The organism is Bradyrhizobium sp. CIR48 (assembly GCF_014198315.1).
Classification (GTDB): domain Bacteria; phylum Pseudomonadota; class Alphaproteobacteria; order Rhizobiales; family Xanthobacteraceae; genus Bradyrhizobium.
Window position 1 is genome coordinate 938,633 of sequence record NZ_JACIHG010000001.1, and the last position, 15,757, is coordinate 954,389.

The 15,757-nt window shown below is 64.6% G+C and carries 19 protein-coding genes; 10 read left to right on the forward strand and 9 right to left on the reverse strand.

What is annotated here, in order from left to right; all coding sequences use genetic code 11:
* Window positions 1-614: 614 nt before the first annotated feature.
* Window positions 615-3,944: a DEAD/DEAH box helicase gene (locus GGD66_RS04590; RefSeq protein ID WP_246788762.1), complete on the reverse strand. Its 3,330-nt coding sequence runs from the start codon at window positions 3,942-3,944 to the stop codon at window positions 615-617.
* Window positions 3,945-4,505: 561 nt separating this feature from the next.
* Here GGD66_RS04590 and GGD66_RS04595 point away from each other — a divergent pair.
* Together GGD66_RS04595 and GGD66_RS04600 are read left to right on the forward strand one after the other, a co-directional pair.
* A complete protein-coding gene (locus GGD66_RS04595) occupies window positions 4,506-4,745 on the forward strand; it encodes a hypothetical protein (RefSeq protein ID WP_018317945.1) in 240 nt (79 codons plus the stop codon).
* A 165-nt stretch (window positions 4,746-4,910) separates the two neighbouring features.
* Window positions 4,911-5,195 carry a hypothetical protein gene (locus GGD66_RS04600; protein WP_092257955.1) on the forward strand — a complete coding sequence of 95 codons (285 nt, stop codon included), beginning with the start codon at window positions 4,911-4,913 and terminating at the stop codon, window positions 5,193-5,195.
* A 6-nt stretch (window positions 5,196-5,201) separates the two neighbouring features.
* On the opposite strand, the gene GGD66_RS04605 is transcribed toward GGD66_RS04600, so the two are convergent.
* Both GGD66_RS04605 and GGD66_RS04610 read right to left on the reverse strand, forming a co-directional pair.
* The gene (locus tag GGD66_RS04605) at window positions 5,202-5,594 is read right to left on the reverse strand and encodes an NUDIX hydrolase (RefSeq protein WP_018317944.1); all 393 of its coding nucleotides are present in this window, start codon (window positions 5,592-5,594) and stop codon (window positions 5,202-5,204) included.
* A 134-nt stretch (window positions 5,595-5,728) separates the two neighbouring features.
* The gene (locus GGD66_RS04610) at window positions 5,729-6,808 is read right to left on the reverse strand and encodes an AI-2E family transporter (RefSeq protein WP_018317943.1); all 1,080 of its coding nucleotides are present in this window, start codon (window positions 6,806-6,808) and stop codon (window positions 5,729-5,731) included.
* A 150-nt stretch (window positions 6,809-6,958) separates the two neighbouring features.
* On the opposite strand from GGD66_RS04610, the gene GGD66_RS04615 reads away from it, so the two are divergent.
* The 3 genes from GGD66_RS04615 to GGD66_RS04625 all read left to right on the forward strand — a co-directional run bounded on the left by GGD66_RS04615 (window position 6,959) and on the right by GGD66_RS04625 (window position 7,971).
* A complete protein-coding gene (locus GGD66_RS04615) occupies window positions 6,959-7,171 on the forward strand; it encodes a hypothetical protein (RefSeq protein ID WP_026201938.1) in 213 nt (70 codons plus the stop codon).
* A 132-nt stretch (window positions 7,172-7,303) separates the two neighbouring features.
* Window positions 7,304-7,531 carry a hypothetical protein gene (locus GGD66_RS04620; RefSeq protein ID WP_018317941.1) on the forward strand — a complete coding sequence of 76 codons (228 nt, stop codon included), beginning with the start codon at window positions 7,304-7,306 and terminating at the stop codon, window positions 7,529-7,531.
* 137 nt (window positions 7,532-7,668) lie between these two features.
* Window positions 7,669-7,971, forward strand: coding sequence for a hypothetical protein (locus GGD66_RS04625; RefSeq protein WP_018317940.1), 303 nt, complete (start codon window positions 7,669-7,671; stop codon window positions 7,969-7,971).
* Between the two features lie 25 nt (window positions 7,972-7,996).
* Here GGD66_RS04625 and GGD66_RS04630 read toward each other — a convergent pair whose 3' ends face one another.
* The 3 genes from GGD66_RS04630 to GGD66_RS04640 all read right to left on the reverse strand — a co-directional run bounded on the left by GGD66_RS04630 (window position 7,997) and on the right by GGD66_RS04640 (window position 9,483).
* Window positions 7,997-8,431, reverse strand: coding sequence for a hypothetical protein (locus tag GGD66_RS04630; protein WP_018317939.1), 435 nt, complete (start codon window positions 8,429-8,431; stop codon window positions 7,997-7,999).
* Between the two features lie 162 nt (window positions 8,432-8,593).
* The gene (locus GGD66_RS04635) at window positions 8,594-8,812 is read right to left on the reverse strand and encodes a hypothetical protein (protein ID WP_026201937.1); all 219 of its coding nucleotides are present in this window, start codon (window positions 8,810-8,812) and stop codon (window positions 8,594-8,596) included.
* A 386-nt stretch (window positions 8,813-9,198) separates the two neighbouring features.
* Window positions 9,199-9,483 carry a hypothetical protein gene (locus tag GGD66_RS04640; protein WP_092258603.1) on the reverse strand — a complete coding sequence of 95 codons (285 nt, stop codon included), beginning with the start codon at window positions 9,481-9,483 and terminating at the stop codon, window positions 9,199-9,201.
* 186 nt (window positions 9,484-9,669) lie between these two features.
* On the opposite strand from GGD66_RS04640, the gene GGD66_RS04645 reads away from it, so the two are divergent.
* The 3 genes from GGD66_RS04645 to GGD66_RS04655 all read left to right on the forward strand — a co-directional run bounded on the left by GGD66_RS04645 (window position 9,670) and on the right by GGD66_RS04655 (window position 11,270).
* Window positions 9,670-10,257: a formyltransferase family protein gene (locus tag GGD66_RS04645; RefSeq protein ID WP_018317936.1), complete on the forward strand. Its 588-nt coding sequence runs from the start codon at window positions 9,670-9,672 to the stop codon at window positions 10,255-10,257.
* 172 nt (window positions 10,258-10,429) lie between these two features.
* Window positions 10,430-10,780 carry a hypothetical protein gene (locus tag GGD66_RS04650; RefSeq protein ID WP_026201935.1) on the forward strand — a complete coding sequence of 117 codons (351 nt, stop codon included), beginning with the start codon at window positions 10,430-10,432 and terminating at the stop codon, window positions 10,778-10,780.
* Window positions 10,725-11,270, forward strand: coding sequence for a hypothetical protein (locus GGD66_RS04655; RefSeq protein ID WP_177237166.1), 546 nt, complete (start codon window positions 10,725-10,727; stop codon window positions 11,268-11,270). Before GGD66_RS04650 ends, GGD66_RS04655 begins: the two co-directional genes overlap by 56 nt.
* A gap of 53 nt (window positions 11,271-11,323) precedes the next feature.
* On the opposite strand, the gene GGD66_RS04660 is transcribed toward GGD66_RS04655, so the two are convergent.
* Complete coding sequence (locus tag GGD66_RS04660) at window positions 11,324-11,722, reverse strand: RidA family protein (protein WP_183256977.1); 399 nt, start codon at window positions 11,720-11,722, stop codon at window positions 11,324-11,326.
* Window positions 11,723-11,874: 152 nt separating this feature from the next.
* On the opposite strand from GGD66_RS04660, the gene GGD66_RS04665 reads away from it, so the two are divergent.
* Both GGD66_RS04665 and GGD66_RS04670 read left to right on the forward strand, forming a co-directional pair.
* Window positions 11,875-12,750: a DMT family transporter gene (locus GGD66_RS04665; protein WP_183256978.1), complete on the forward strand. Its 876-nt coding sequence runs from the start codon at window positions 11,875-11,877 to the stop codon at window positions 12,748-12,750.
* Between the two features lie 201 nt (window positions 12,751-12,951).
* Window positions 12,952-14,385: a caspase family protein gene (locus GGD66_RS04670; protein ID WP_179736634.1), complete on the forward strand. Its 1,434-nt coding sequence runs from the start codon at window positions 12,952-12,954 to the stop codon at window positions 14,383-14,385.
* 94 nt (window positions 14,386-14,479) lie between these two features.
* Here the strand turns inward: GGD66_RS04670 and GGD66_RS04675 are convergent, their stop codons facing one another.
* Both GGD66_RS04675 and cysK read right to left on the reverse strand, forming a co-directional pair.
* A complete protein-coding gene (locus GGD66_RS04675; protein ID WP_092257940.1) occupies window positions 14,480-14,722 on the reverse strand; it encodes a BrnA antitoxin family protein in 243 nt (80 codons plus the stop codon).
* Window positions 14,723-14,725: 3 nt separating this feature from the next.
* On the reverse strand, window positions 14,726-15,703 hold the full coding sequence (cysK, locus tag GGD66_RS04680; RefSeq protein ID WP_018317929.1) for a cysteine synthase A: 978 nt from the start codon (window positions 15,701-15,703) through the stop codon (window positions 14,726-14,728).
* Between the last annotated feature and the right edge of the window lie 54 nt (window positions 15,704-15,757).

Sequence of the window (15,757 nt, forward strand, 5' to 3'; positions counted from 1 at the left end):
TCGTGCGGCTCGCTGGTCTGAAAGGCTCGAGCCTCTCCCTGCGAGAGCATCCGAGCCAACGCCGGTGTTTCCCTGAGCCTGTGTTGCAGGCCGCAATCTGTTTTGGGAGGACGCCGAACCAGTGGCCTTTTGATCCTCATTGCTCGTGCCGCTCCCAATCGCGCCGATCGGCAGGCCATTTTGAGCGTGACCAACCCCGGCATTTCTCGCAGCCTGAGTTGCCGCCCGCGACCTCGCGGGCGTGGCGGGCTGAACGTTCGGATTGGTCGGTTGGCTGTTGGTGCCTAGATCTCCGCCGGCGGCGGTGTCCTTCGTCCCCATCCCCGCGGGTGCGGAAGGACCTGCATTGCCCGCTCCCGTCCCCATTCCAGAAGGCGCCGATCCGCCAGCGCTACCCGGTCCCGTTCCCATGCCCGCTCCTGCCGACCCGGCATTTGCGCCGCCTGCTTGCACCAGGGCCAACAGACACGAGCTTGCGACAATCGCGACAATGATCGGAGGAATGGCATGTGACATCGGACAATCTCCTTCGCCACGCCCCGATTAACTATAATGGTGGAACAAGGACTCCGCTACGAATTCGCAGTTGTTCGCGCTGACGAACGCGCGAGCCCTCACCCCTCGTCCAGCAGCTCGAACAGCTCCTCCACCCGCTCGAACGGCGCGTCCTGCATCTTGGCGTGATGGACCACGCGGTCGCCGTCGCGTTGCAGCGATCTTCCCTTCGACTTCCGCAGGCGTCCGGGCAGGAACGTTGCGGCCGCAGCTTCAGGGCCGACGTCGAGGCGGATGATGCCTCTGCGCTTGCATTCCAGCCTGAGCCTGGCTGCGGCGAAGAAGTCGCGCGCGACCTTCGGCAGCGGGCCGAAGCGGCGGGCGGTTTCCTCCTCGAGGTCTTCGAGGTCGTCCTCATCTGTGCATCTTGCGGCGCGCGCATAGAGCTCGAGCCGCACCGGCTCGGACTGCACATAGGTCTCGGGCAGCATGTCCGCGACCGGCAGGTTCAGGTCCGGCACCCACACCGCCTGCCCCTCGTCGAGCTTCTCCGAGGCCATCTTGAGGAGGTGGCTGTAGAGCACCGGTCCGAACACCTGGACGTGGCCGGATTGCTGCTCCGAGAACAGATCGCCTGCGCCTCGCAGATCGAGGTCGCGTTCGCTGATGGCAAAGCCCGCGCCGGGCCGGCTGAACTCTTCGAGCACAGCCAGCCGCTTCTCGGATTGTCCGGACTGCGTCTCGGTCAACAGATGGGCGAAGGCGCGGATGCCGCCGCGGCCGACGCGCCCGCGCAGCTGATGCAGCTGGGCGAGGCCGAACTTTTCAGGCCAGCACACCACGATGGTGTTGGCGCGGGGAATGTCGAGGCCGCTCTCGACGATGTTGGTCGCGAGCAGGACGTCGGCCCTGCCCTCAACGAAACTCATCATGCGGTCGTCGATCTCGTCGGCCGCCAACCTGCCGTGCAGGCAGACAATGCTTAAGTCCGGCGCCACCGCCTGCACACGCGCCAGCATGGGATCGAGATCCTGGATGCGCGGACAGATCAGGAAACTCTGGCCGTGGCGGCGCTGCTCGCGCAGCAGCGCGGAGGCGATCGCCGCATCCGACAGCGGCGCGATCCTGGTCGCGACCGGCAGCCGGTGCACCGGGGGCGAAGCGATCACGCTGAGATCGCGGAAGCCGGCCAGGCCCGCGGCAAGCGTGCGCGGGATCGGCGTCGCGCTCATCATCAGCACATGGACGTTCTTGGCGAGGCCGGACAGCTTGGCCTTCTCGGCCGCACCAAAATGCTGCTCCTCGTCAATGATGACCAGGCCGAGATCGTCAAACTTGACGTCCTTGCCACCGAGCGCCTGCGTGCCGATCACGACCTTGATCCGGCCGCTGCGCAGTCCCTCCTTGGTCTCGCGCAGCTCCGCGCCCGAGGTTGCCCGCGACAGGTTTCCGACCTCGATGCCGAACGGCGCAAATCGCTTCTGGAACGTTGCGACATGCTGCCGAGCCAGCACCGTCGTCGGCACTGCGATCGCCACCTGCTTGCCGGACAGCACGACGGCGGCCGCCGCACGCAGCGCCACCTCGGTCTTGCCAAATCCGACGTCGCCGCAGATCACCCGGTCCATCGGGTGGCCGGAGGCAAGATCGTCCAGCACGTCGGCGATCGCCTTGGCCTGGTCGGTCGTCGTGAAGTAAGGAAAACGCGCGACGAACTTCTCATAGGCCGATCCCGGCGGAACCAGCTTTTCGCCGCGCCGCTTGCGGCGCTGGCTGATGTGCTTGGCCAGCGCCTTGCCGGCGACCTGGATTTCGCGCTCGGCCTCACCGCGGCGCGCCCACCAGGTGCTGCCGTCCGCCTTGTCGAGCGAGAGCTTGCCGAGCTCGGCCGCGTAAGGCCACATCAGGGCCAGATCGGGCGGCGGCACCAGCACCGCATTGTCGCCGGCGAATTTCAGGCGGATCATCTCCCGCATTGCGCCGCCGCCGGTGTTCACGGTCTGCAGGCCGTCGAGCACGCCAAGGCCGCGCTGGAGATGGACGACCACCGTGCCCTGCTCGGGCACGTCGGCATGGTCGAAGGCCGCGCTCCAGGCGCGCGCCATCGGCTGCGGATGATGCGCCCGGCTGCCGAGCACGTCGGACGCCGTCACGACGACGAGAGGCTTCTTCCCCGGCATCACGAAGCCTGCATCGAGATCGGCCAGCAGCGCCGCCTCGCCGCTCCGCCCGCGCGCCGCGTCGTCCCAATCTTCGCAGCGCTGCGCCTTGAGGCCGCTCATCCGCTCCATCACGCGCAGGTCGTCTTCATGCGCTGCGGCGAGGATCAGTCGCGATCCGGCCCGGCGCGTCTCCTCGACGAAGGCACGCAGCGCTTTCCTGGAGGAAGTCAGTTTCGAAAACTCCGGGACCGTCTGGAAGGACGACGCGCGCGGCAACACCTTCATGCCCCGGGAGAGCTGCTTCCAGTCGCGCCGTCCGAGATATTCGCGCTCACGCTCCGCACGCGGCGCGGCCTCCTCGATCGTGTCGAACCAGCCGTCGGCATGCACCGGCACGCCCGCATCGGCGATCCATTTGGCGCGTCCGCAATAGTCGAACAGGCTCGCGCGCTTGCCGCGTTTGCCGGCAAGGCCAAGCCGCTCCGACATGGGATCGACGACAAGCTCCCTGGTCTCGAAGATGATCCTGTGCTCGTTCGGATCGAACGCCACGATCCGCCTGATCGCGCGATCCGAATGCTCGATCCGGAACGGCCCCAGCGCGCCGGCCGGAAATATCTCGAAGGTCTGGCCGTGGAACAGCGCCCCGCCCGGATAATCCGGCTCGTCGTCGAGATCGTATCCGAGCGCTTCGAGGTGCGCCTCGAGGTCCTGTTCGGAGAACGTGCCGCCCACCTTCAGGCTCACGCTCAGGCGCGACAGGCTCGCCGGCGGCGGCAGGCGCTCCATCACGGCTTCGGCGGTCGAGACGAGAAAGAGTGGCTTCTTGGATTTTGCGAGGCGTCTCAGGACGGAGGCTCTGCGCCCTGCGAGCTCGTGCGACGGCTCGAGCTGATCGAACGGCAGAGTGTTCAATCGCGGAAATACCAGGACCTCACAGGAGGGGTCGAGCGCGTGAATGACACTGCCGAGCCGCTCCGCCCTGTTCTCGTTCTCGGCGAGAAAGACGATGCCGCTGCGTCCGGACTGCGTCCATTGGGCAAGCAGATGGAGCGCCAGCACGCCGAGCGGCGACGAGGACGAGATCGCAGCGCGCTGCGCCGCTTTGCTCTTCCTTGGCGACGTCTTGGTTGGCAGCGCCTTGCGTGGCGACGTCTTGCTCGGTGACGTCTTGTGCGGTGACGCCTTCTTCGGCGGCGACTTGGCCACCCGCGCCTTTTTGGTAAGCCTCACTTGAATCCGTTTCTGGTCGTAAGCCGTCGTCAACTGAACGCCAGCCGCCCTCATTCCGATTCGGCGACTTCTCGCCTTGCATATGGGATTTGCCCGGTGAACGCACGCCTGGTGGCAACGTTCGGCGCGGCGCCGCGATCCCGACAATTTGGCTGTTGATCGAGCTCGGGCCGGAACTAGCGCGGCGCGAGATCTGCGTCTGTCGATGCGACGCTTGGCGCGATTGTAAACATTCTGCGCCCGGAGAGAAACGAAAAACCCCAGCGCTTGGAGCCACGCTGGGGCGTTTCGAGCAAAATGAACTGGTCAAGCAATGACGTCTTCATAGCGGCGATTTCACCGCGCGCTTGTGAACTGGTTCACATACGCCAAACAAACGACCTCGGTGAACCGAGGTCGCCAACCTTTGTGGGGAAGGTTTACTCCCGGCCTGGGGGTTTTGGGGCTTGGGGATGGGCCGGGAGCCAGGATTCGACGTTTGCCGTGCCAAGTCGTTCCAAAGTCGCCGGCGGAGGTTCGCCCGCGCGGCAAATCACGCCGGAACGGAGTACCGCATTTCCCGGTTTGAGCGCGCACCCGTCGCGCGCTAGGATGCCTCATTTTACGGAGGCTCATTTGAAACCAGTCATTTTCATCGCCGCCATTGCACTGCTTGCGACGGCTCCCGCACGCTCTCAGCCGCTGGTCGATCCCAACAAGGTTGCTCCCGAATTCCGCGAGGCGGCCGAGAAGCGCCGGGCCGAGCAGTTGCGCCAGCGCGAATGCGCGCTGAAGGCGGATCTCGAGAAAGTGCTGCCGAGGGACCGCACCGCCTTTCTCAACCAATGCCTGGACACGATGGCGGCCAAGCAATAGCGACTGCCCGGCTGTTCCAACCGACCTCTTCCACCGCCGGCCACGGCCGGCCGATGACGCTTGCCCGCGCGGTCTGCGAGCATTCCGCCACCAAGGCATTCAAGCTTTCTTCAGACATTTGGGATCAGCTGACGATCCATTTCCCAAAGTCGTTGTTGTGCGCGCATGAGTTCAGTCCAGATTCAGTGCACGCGGTGCAAGAACGTGTTTCGCGATCGCGCCGGGCGGTTGCAGGACGGCTATTCCAGGCAATGTCCGAGCTGCGAAGTGGTGCTGTTCTTCGCCGAGGATTCCCAACATCCCTTCGTCAAGCGCGCGATGCGCGATGCGCGCAAGGTCCGCAAGGAGATGCGCGAGGCCGAGGCAGCGAAGCTTGCTGCGCCCGAACCGCAGGGAGCGCAGTCGAGGAGGTTCGCCGGACGAACGCGATCAGCGGGACGCGAGGACTAGCCTAGCTCACCGTCGCCTCTGCTTCCTCGGAAACAGGCGGTCGCGGATATAGCGCGAGGTCGGCGTCAGACGGATGCCGCGCGGCTTCTGCCAGGCGGCACGGTCGATCTCCTTCTTGTCGCCGATCGCCAGCCTGCCTTTGGCGGTCTTGGCAATGAAGATCGCGTCGCTCATCTTGCGACCGGAACGCTTGTTCCTCGCCGTCACTTCCTTCCAGAGGCTGATCCTGCCAAGCTTCAGCTTGGGCAGCTCTTCCCTGATCTCACGCCGCAGGCAGTCCTTGTCGGACTCGCGCGCGCGCTTGCGACCGCCCGGGAACATCCACAGGCCGTCCGACCGGCGTCTGACCAACAAGACCTTGCCGCGCCGGGCGGCAACCAGTTTGGAAGACTTCGCCATTGCTGCCGTCATTGAAACCAGAATCGTCCCGATCGTAACTTGTCTAGTCGAACAGACAAGTTCCCGGATCACAGGCCGCGATCCCTCGGGTCCTGGCGCGACACGGCGGAAGGATCGCGCCGTTCGAGGCGAGATCAGCCCTCGGACGCCCCCGCCCGATCCTCCGTCCTGATCCAGGCCATCATCATCTCCCAGGCCACCGACAGGATGATCGGCCCGATAAACAGGCCGACGATGCCATGGGCCAGCGTGCCGCCGATGACGCCGACGAAGATCACGATGGTCGGCGTGGTCAGGCCGCGTCCCATCACGAGCGGCTTCAACATGGTGTCGAGGAAGCCGACGACGACGAGAAACACGGTGAGCAGCAGCGCCGTGGTGACGTCCTTGGCGGTCCAGATCCAGATGATGACAGGCAGCAGCACGAGGAAGGCGCCGATCTGCACGATCGAGAGCAGCAGCACGATGAAGGCGAGAAGGCCGGCGCTCGGCACCGCCGCGAGCTTGAAACCGATGCCGGCGAGCAGCGCCTGCACGATCGCGACGCCGATCACGCCCTGCGCCACGGCGCGGATGGTCGCACCCGCGAGCGACAGGAAATGCTCGGTCTGCTCGGGCACGATGCGAAACAGGAAACCGCGGCTGGCCGCGACCAGCCGCGGCCCATGTGGAAACAAGAAGCCCGCCACGAACACCGACACCAGGAACTGGAGCGTGCCGACGCCGGCATCGCCGGCGAGCGAAAGCAGCGGTCCCGCCAGCGGCTGCAGATACGGCGCCACCTCGCGTACCACCGCGCGGACGTTGGTGTAGGCCTGGTCCCAGAGTTCGTAGAGCAAGGGGCCGACCAGCGGCCACGATTTGAGCTGTTCGGGCGCGGCCTGAAGCGCCAGATCGCCGGTGCCGAGCTGATGCGCCAGCTCACGCACGCCGTCCACCGCGCTGATGCCGAGCCAGGTCGCCGGGCCGATGACGATGCCGAGCGTGATCAGGGTCAGGATCACTGCTGCCGTCTTGGGCCGGCCGCCGAGGATTTTTGCGACCCAGCTGAAGGCCGGATAGAACGCGACCGCGAGCACGCCGCTCCAGGCCAGGATCGGCACGAACGGGCGGATGATCAGGAAGGTCCAGATGATCAGCAGGGCGAGCAGGCCGAGCCGGATCACGAGCTGGATGACATCCTCTCCCGTCAGGAGCTGACGGAGACTTTTCACGGGCACTGCTTTCCTTGCGGCATGAACGCAACTTCCGGTGCTTGCGAGGTCTAGCCGTTATTGCCAGCAACGCATCCGCCGTCAAGGCGACTGGAACTGCCGGGGCCCACGATTAGGAACACATCGGGGCCATCCCGCATTCGAAAGACGATGACAGACCCTCCCGGAGAATCCGATGCACGCGCGGGAATGCACCGCGGTATCCGCTATTCCCTGAGGCCGAACGCCGCGCCGGGCTATTGGCAATATGCCTATGCGATCGGCGGCAGGGTCCGCTCCGGACGGGTGCAAGGCAGGCTGCGGCAGCTCGCAATCAGGCGAGTGCAGATGCGCATCGACCGGGACATGCGAAACGGCAGCTGATCCGGCTGCGCAGCCCGCGACGGCGGCCGGGCTTGGCTAACGCCCGTTAACCGGATTTCCCTGCCCCGGTTTACGCCGTTGCAAACGCCCGTGACTACCTTGGGTCGAGGTCAACAAAAAGCATTCCATCAAATGGCCAACAGTATCTGGACGATCGAAGAATTCTCCTGTGCAGGTTGCGGCATGAATTACACCGCGACCAGGGAAGAGCACAGCGAAGCCCACACCGGCAGCTTCAAATGCAGCATCTGTAGCGGCGTGGTGCATGCCTGGTCCGGCAAGCATCATTTCTTCGGCTGGCAAGCCGTGAAGACACGGCCGCCCGTGTTCGGCAAGCGCTGGGCCGACGTCGAGTGGTAGGCTGTCCAACCTCTGATTGCGCCGTGCCACTCATCCTGGACGGACCGGAGGATCGGCCGAATTGCACCGGTACCGTTTGGACTCCGTTCACCGATCGTCGCTAGATCAGGACGGATCCTTCGCGCCGAACAGCAGACATGGCCGACCTCAACGCCGTCCTTACCAGGCTCAACGACCGCCTGCTCCGTCTCGAGGGCGAGCTGTTCGTGCTGCGCTCATTGGCGCGCGCGACGCTGACGGCGGGCGACGACCATGCGGCGCGCATGCGCAAGCTTGTCGAAGCCGCAAAGATCGCGCTCGACGACGAGGCCAAGCGCCCTCTCGACAAGCCGACACGCAAATATGTCGATGCAGCCACCGCGCTGGTGGAGGAATTGCTGGTCGAGCCGACCCCGGCTCGGCCGCTATTCACGGTGATCGACGGCGGCCGGCGCGACTGAGCGCCCGCCTCAGGACGGCGATCGATTACCGCCCGTACATGCCGGGCGCACGTGCGCGGTTCGGATAGCACTGTCCGCTCGAATAGTTGTAATCGTAGCCGTCCGGGCAGAGTCCGCCGCGTCGTCCGCCGTAGGCTTCGGGACGCCCGTAAGCGCCGGGCCCGTGCGCCCCGTTCGGATAGCAGCTGCCGTTCGAGTAATTGTAGTCGTAGCCGTGCGGACAGAGGCCGCCGCCGCGTCGTCGTCCGTAGTATTCGCCTGGCCCTGGATCCCGGGTATAGACACCCGGCGAATGATAGTCGTTGGGATAGCAGCGGCCGTTCGAGTGGTTGTAATCATAGCCGTGCGGACATTGTCCGCCCGGACCACCCCTGAACTGAACTTGCTGCACCATGGGCTCCGGCGATGCCGCAGGCACGGTTGCGAATGCAAGCAGGCCGGCCAGCGCAAGCTCGATCATGACGTCTCCTCCAAATCACGGGGACAAGCCTAGCAGGATTCGTGTCCCACGAAACAACCCGGGGATTGAGACATGGCCGGCCTGAACCATGCATGAACCGGTTTTCGGCCTGCGACGATGCGTCGTCCCCACTCCGCGCGGGAGCCCGCCTCGCTGCCCCCGCTAGACCGGGTTGGAATTTTCCGCCTTGAGCCGGCCAAGGCCGGCCTCGATGATCGCGATCTCCTCGTCGATCTGGCCGATCGGCAGGCTGAAATCATAGCCGGACCTGCTCTTCAGATCGACCGCGAGCCGCTGTCTGTGCATCATCAGCTGATCGAGCCCGCGCCGGTTCTTCAGCCGCACATAGCTGTCGACAATCTGCTCAATTGCGCTCGGCATGAAATCTGTCCCGGCGAAAAAGGCCCGCGCGGCGCACAAAGGCCGGCGGGACATTTTCGGTGTCGCGGTACGCAATACAAATCCGCGACGGATTCGTCGATACGCCAGGCTGGTTGAGATCGTGTTACCATTCGATGATTTCGTGATGCGTGGCACGAAAAGGCCGCTGGCGATTATGCCAGCGGCCAAAGCCGGGTTCGAAAACGGATGCGGGTTGAAATGTCGCCAGCCCCGGTAGGCGCAGGTCTAGCAGCCGGCCGCAAATACCTCTGTTAAAAACGAAACACAGGAACCGGTTTTATCGCCCGCATGCAGGCCCGCCGTGGCCGCACAGCAATGCCAAAGCATGCCCGGGAAAAGTGCGCAGCGGCTCTCCGGATCACGCTTTAGTCCGTGACGCAGAAATAGGTGCGCGGATATCTGCGATAGGCGCCGTAGCGATAGTACGGCCGGTAAGCATAGCCGCGATAGAGCGCCGGCGGCTCCTCACCGTAATAGGCACCGTGATAGAAATTGGTGACCGGCCCTCCGGCGCAACGATAGGCGTCCCAAGTCGGCCCCACGAACGGCGCGACACCCGTCTCCGGCGGCACAGCAGGGTACGGCCCGCCGGCATGGGCCGGAGGGGCTACGATCAGCATCCCGAAAAGGAAAAGCCAGGCGCCTCGCATGCACTCGCTCCCGAGCCGTGCAATGCAGCTATGGAGCACCGGAACGGTCGCCTGCGCAATCGCGAAATCCGTCGCGCCCCGCCGGCACATTGTTGATAACCGGCGCAAACGCCGCGCGGGGGGTGACAGGGCGTCCGGACGTGTTATCGGGAGGATGACGCAGTTGCGAGACCGGATCGGACACCCATGCGCATTACCCTCGTTGGCTCCCGCCATTTCGGCGTGACCACCCTGAACATGCTCCGGGAGCATGGCGTCTCGGTCGTCCGGGTCGTCGTCGCCGATGCCGAGGATCGGCTGGCCGCGTCCGCCAAGGCGGCCGGCATCGAGGTCGCGGTCCAAGCCAATCCGAAGCTGGTGGTGGCCTCCGAGATTGCCCCCGATACCGACCTGATCATCACGGCGCACAGCCACGCCCGGATCGGCAGGGACGCGCTCGCCGCCGCCAAGTTCGGCGGGATCGGCTACCACCCCTCGCTGCTGCCACGCCATCGCGGCAAGGCCGCCGTGGAATGGACCATCAAGGAAGGCGATCCGATTGCCGGCGGCACGATCTATCATCTCGCCGACCGCATGGACGCTGGCGCCATCGCCGCCCAGGATTGGTGCTTCGTCAAGAAGGGCGAGACCGCCCGCGAGCTCTGGGAGCGCGCGCTCGCTCCGCTCGGCCTCAAATTGCTCGCCGACGTGATCGATTATGCCAAGGTCCACAAGGCGCTGCCGTCGAAGACTCAGGACGAGCAGTTCGCGACCTCTGCACCGAGTCTCTCCTGACGTTTACCCTTAACGTGAAGGGGCCTTGATTCCGCTTCGAAAATTGGAGCCGGGACCGCAAATAAACCATTGTTTCCACAGGAACAATTTTCGATTTGGCATTGCAACAAATTTCCGTCACATTTCGTCCGAATAAGCGTCAGCATATCAGACAAATTCAAGGACGGAATTCATGCGTTTTGGTCGCATCGCGGCGTTCTGTGCCGCTGCAGTTTTGACCGGCACCCTCGCCGCTCCCGCCCTCGCCCAGAGCCCCTATGACGGCAACTGGCAGGTCATCATCGTCACCAAGAGCGGCACCTGCGAGCCCACCGCAAGCTCCATGCTGACGGTTGCCGACGGCCGGATCACCGCGCCCGGCGCTAACGTTTCCGGCACCATCGGCAGCGGGGGACTTGTGAAAGTTTCGATCAATGGTGCATATGCCAACGGTCAACTCAGCGGCAACGCCGGATCGGGGAAGTGGAATGGAGCATCTGCAGGCATACCGTGCAGCGGGCGGTGGGAAGCATCGCGCCAATAAACCAATTGAGGCTCGCGCCCGGAACCGGCGGCTGCTGATTGCGGCCGCCGTTTTGTTTGCGGCAGGGATCGCCAACACCGAAAGCATGGCCCAGTCGGGCCCCTTCGCCCCGCTGGCGGGTACCTGGAGCGGCGGCGGCGTCGTCACCCTGGACGACGGCTCGACCGAGCGGATCCGCTGCCGGGCCAGATACGCCCCGATCGGACCGACCATGGAGATGTCGCTGACCTGCGCCAGCGACGCCTACAAGTTCAACCTCGGAGCCAACGTCAAGGCTGAAGGCGGCGCGATCGCCGGCAGCTGGTCAGAGGCCAGCCGCAACATCTCTGGCTCGCTTCAGGGCCGCGGTGCCGGCGGAAACTACGAGCTGGTCGCCTCGGCCGCCGGTTTCAATGCCAACCTCTCGCTGAAGACGTCCGGCAACAAGCAGAACGTCTCGATCCGCGCGGATAGCCAATTCCGCGGCGCCAACATCTCGCTGTCGAAGTAAGACCGTAAAGCGACCCGGCAGTCGATCCGGCGAGCGCGCCGGGTCGACTTTTTTTATGCGCCGGGCACGAACGCCGTGACCTCGATCTCGACCTTGGCCCGCTCGTCCACGAGGCCACCGATATAGAGCAGCGTCGAAGGCGGGAAATTGCGTCCGAGCGTTTCCTTCCAGGCGGCGCCGATGCCGGCACCGGCTGCTTCATATTCGCTGCGGCTGGTCAGGTACCAGGTCAGGCGGACGATGTGCTCGGGGCCGGCGCCGGCCTCGGCCAGAAGCTTGATGATCCGCTTCAGCGCGGCTCCGACCTGCGCGGCCATGTCGGGCGTGTAATTGCCGGCCTCGTCGCCGCCGGTCTGGCCGGCCAAAACCACCCAGCGGCCAGGGCCTTCCGCCACAATGCCGTGAGAGAAGCCGCGCGGTTTTTTCCATTCGGCCGGCTGCAAGATCTGCATGAGCGGATTTCTCCCATTTTCTGTCGTTGTTCGTTGATGCCTTAGCACGTCGCCCTGCATCGCTGCATCCGCAGATTTGGCCGTTGCAAACGGTGGCGATGTCGTCGATACCGGCCGTCCTTTCACATTCCATCCACCAGCACCCTGCCCCAATGAGCGCGACACCGTCCAAAACGATGGCTGCATTGTGGATGGCCGGCTGGCTGTCGCTGATGCTGGTCATGGCGGTTGCCGGGCGCGAGACCACGCGGGAGCTCAACGTCTTCCAGATCATGGAAGTGCGTTCGGTGATCGGTCTCACGCTGCTCCTGCCGCTCATCTACCGCGCCGGCGGCTTCAAGGCGGTCGCGACCAAACGCCTGCCGCAGCACCTTGCACGCAATGGGGTCCATTATTTCGCGCAGCTCGGCTGGTTCTACGCACTGACGCTGATCGGAATCGGGCAGGTGGTGGCGATCGAGTTCACCATGCCGATCTGGACTGCGGTGCTGGCCGCAACGTTCCTGTCTGAACGCATGACGATCTGGAAGATCGCCGCCGTCGTGCTCGGCATCGTCGGCGTCGTCATGATCGTGCGACCCGCCACCAGCGAGATCAATCCGGGCCAACTGATCGCGCTCGGGGCTGCAATCGGCTTCAGCGTCTCGATGATCCTGGCGAAATCGCTGACTCGGACCGAGAGCGCCTTGTCGATCCTGTTCTGGATGATCATCGTGCAGATGGTCGTGGGCCTGGTGCCGACATTCGCCGTCTGGACCTGGCCGTCAGCCTACCTTTGGGGATGGCTCTTCGTCATCGGTGTCTGCGGCACTTTCTCGCATTATTGCCTTGCCAGCGCGCTCCGACATGCCGATGCGACAATCGTGGTTCCCATGGACTTCCTCCGGGTTCCACTGACTGCGACGGCCGGCTGGCTGCTGTATTCCGAGCGGCTCGACGCCTGGACCGTGCTCGGCGCTGTGCTGATCCTCTGTGGCAATCTGCTGAATTTGAAGCCGGCCTCAGCGGTTCCCGCCCGCGCGCCGTGAACCTCGCGCTGCCTCGCGCGACAAAACAAAGTGGCCGTGTGATTTGGATCACGTTGGGAATCATTTCCATCGTGCACATTCGGCCACACAGCAGCGGGTTGCACGCAACGGACCGCCGTTTCGGTGGCGCGAAGTCGGGCACTTCGTGTAGGTTTGTTGCCAATTCGTTGCTGCCTGCAATTCGATTCTGGGGATTTCAGAATGCGCTATCTCACCCTCCTCGCTTCGCTCATGTGCGTGGCACTGTCGGTCAGTGCCGCGAAGGCGGACCGTCGTGTCGCCTTCGTCGTCGGCAACGGCTCCTACAAGAACGTCGCACAATTGCCGAACCCGCCGATCGATGCCAAGGCGATGGCGGCGACGCTGCGCAATGTCGGCTTCGAGGTGATCGAAGGCTCCAATCTCAGCCGCGACCAGATGACGGAGAAGCTGCTCGACTTCGGGCGCAAGGCGCAGGGCTCCGACATCGCGCTGTTCTATTATGCCGGCCACGGCATCGCCGTCAGCGGCACCAATTACCTGCTGCCGGTCGACGCCGACATCAAGTCGGAGATGGACGTCAAGCTGGGCGCCGCCATCAACATCGATCTGACGCTCGAGCAGACCATGGGCGATGCCAAGGTCAAGCTCGTCTTCCTCGATGCCTGCCGCGACAATCCGTTCGCCGCCAAGATCAAGTCGAACTCCGCGACGCGCAGCGTCAACGTGCAGAGCGGTCTTGCCGAGATGAAATCCGGCGAAGGCACCCTCATCGCGTTCGCCACCGGTCCCGGCCAGACCGCGCTCGACGGTCAGGAGGGCAACAACAGCCCGTTCACCCGTGCGCTGATCGACAACATCACCAAGCCCGGCATCGAGATCCAGCAGGCGATGACGTCGGTGCGCGCCCAGGTCAATGAAGAGACCCGCAAGGGTCAGCTGCCCTGGGGCCACACCAACTTGACCGGCTCGGTCTATCTCAACCAGGCTCCGACAACCCAGGTCGCCAACGCGGCGCCGACCGCTTCTGGCATCGTGCCGGCGGCGAGCGGCAGCTCGGACGGCGTCGAGCTCGAATATTGGCGCTCGGTGAAAGAGTCCAACAAGCCGGAAGAGCTCAACGCCTATCTCTCCGCCTATCCGAACGGTCAGTTCAAGGCGCTGGCGCTGGCACGCCTCGCGGCCATCAAGAGCGGCCCGTCGACCGCGACGCGCACCCTCAACGCCGGCGTCGATCCGGCGACCTTTACCGACGAGGCCACCCAGCTCACCGAGGATCAGATCGGCCTCGACAAGACCCAGCGCCGCGACGTGCAGCGTCGCCTCACCGGGCTCGGCTTCGACACCAAGCAGACCGGCGTGTTCAGTGATGAGACCCGGACCGTGCTCAAGCGCTGGCAGGCCGCGCGCGGCTATCCCTCATCGGGTTACCTCAACAAGCACCAGCACAAGGCCCTGATCTCGGAGGTCCAGGCCGCCCCGCCGACGGCGAGCGACACCAGCCAGAAGGCGGCCCGCCGTGCTGCCGCGCCCGCAGGCAGCAGCGCACCGGCACCGGCACCGGCTCCCCAGCGCAGCAATCCCGGCGATGCCGCCGGCGCGGCGTTCGTGGGCGGCGTCGTCGGTGGCATGATGGGCGGCATGTTCCGCCGCTGAGATATGTAAGATTGAAAACACAAAAGCCCGGCTCGCGCCGGGCTTTTTCTTTGGTGCGACGGTGTCGCAGCATGCTCCGTCATTGTGAGGTTGGCTACTTCCCCGCGGCCTTGCGCAACGCCTCGTTGATGCGGTCCTGCCAACCCGGTCCGCCCTCCTGGAAAAACTCCAGCACGTCCTGATCGATGCGCAGCGTCACCTGCTCCCTGATTCCCGGCGCCACGTTCGGCTTCGGCGGCGCCGCGGCGACCTTGGCTGTCACCTTCTTGAATGCCGCCTCGGCCTCGGTCCTGGCATCTCCGAGTGTGCGCGGCCGCCTCGGGGGTTGATCCGCCATGTCCTAGATTCCCTCAAACAGCGCTGTCGAAAGATACCGCTCCGAGAAGGACGGCACGATCGCCAGGATGGTCTTTCCCGCCGCTTCCGGCCGCTTGCCGATCTGGATCGCCGCAGCGATCGCCGCGCCCGAGGAGATGCCGCCTGGAATGCCCTCATGCCGCGCCAGCGCGCGCGAGGTCTCGATCGCCGTCGTCGAGTTGATCTTCACGATCTCGTCGATCACGGCGCGGTCGAGGATGTCGGGAACGAAGCCGGCGCCGATGCCCTGGATCTTGTGCGGCGTATGCTGTCCGCCTGACAGCACCGGGCTTTCCTCCGGCTCGACCGCGACGACGCGAAGTGAGGCCTTGCGCGGCTTGAGCACCTGGCCGACGCCGGTGATCGTGCCGCCGGTGCCAACCCCGGCCACGAAGAAATCGATATTGCCGCCGGTGTCGTTCCAGATCTCCTCTGCGGTGGTGCGGCGGTGCACCTCGGGATTGGCGAGGTTCTTGAACTGCTGCGGCATCACCGAGTTCGGCGTCGTCTTCAACAGCTCCTCGGCGGCGGCGATCGCGCCTTTCATGCCCTGCGCCGCCGGCGTCAGCACCAGCTCGGCACCGAGAAAAGCCAGCATCTTGCGCCGCTCGATCGACATCGATTCCGGCATCACCAGCTTGAGGCGGTAGCCGCGTGAAGCCGCCACGAAGGCGAGCGCGATGCCGGTATTGCCGGAGGTCGGCTCGATCAGCACGGTGTCGGGCTTGACGATGCCCGCTTTCTCCATCGCGATGATCATGGCCGCGCCGATGCGGTCCTTCACGCTCGCGGCCGGATTGAAATATTCAAGTTTTGCCAAAATCGTGGCATTCACATCGTGCATGCCGGGCAGCCGGCGCAAGCGCACGGTCGGCGTATTGCCGAAGGCGTCGACGATCGAGTCATAGATCCGGCCCCGGCCGGGTTGGTGCGCTGCACCCGTGGTGGACGATGCGTCCATGATGAACTCCCTGTGACGACACTTGCGCTTCTTACGCAGCTCATGCGCAGTTAC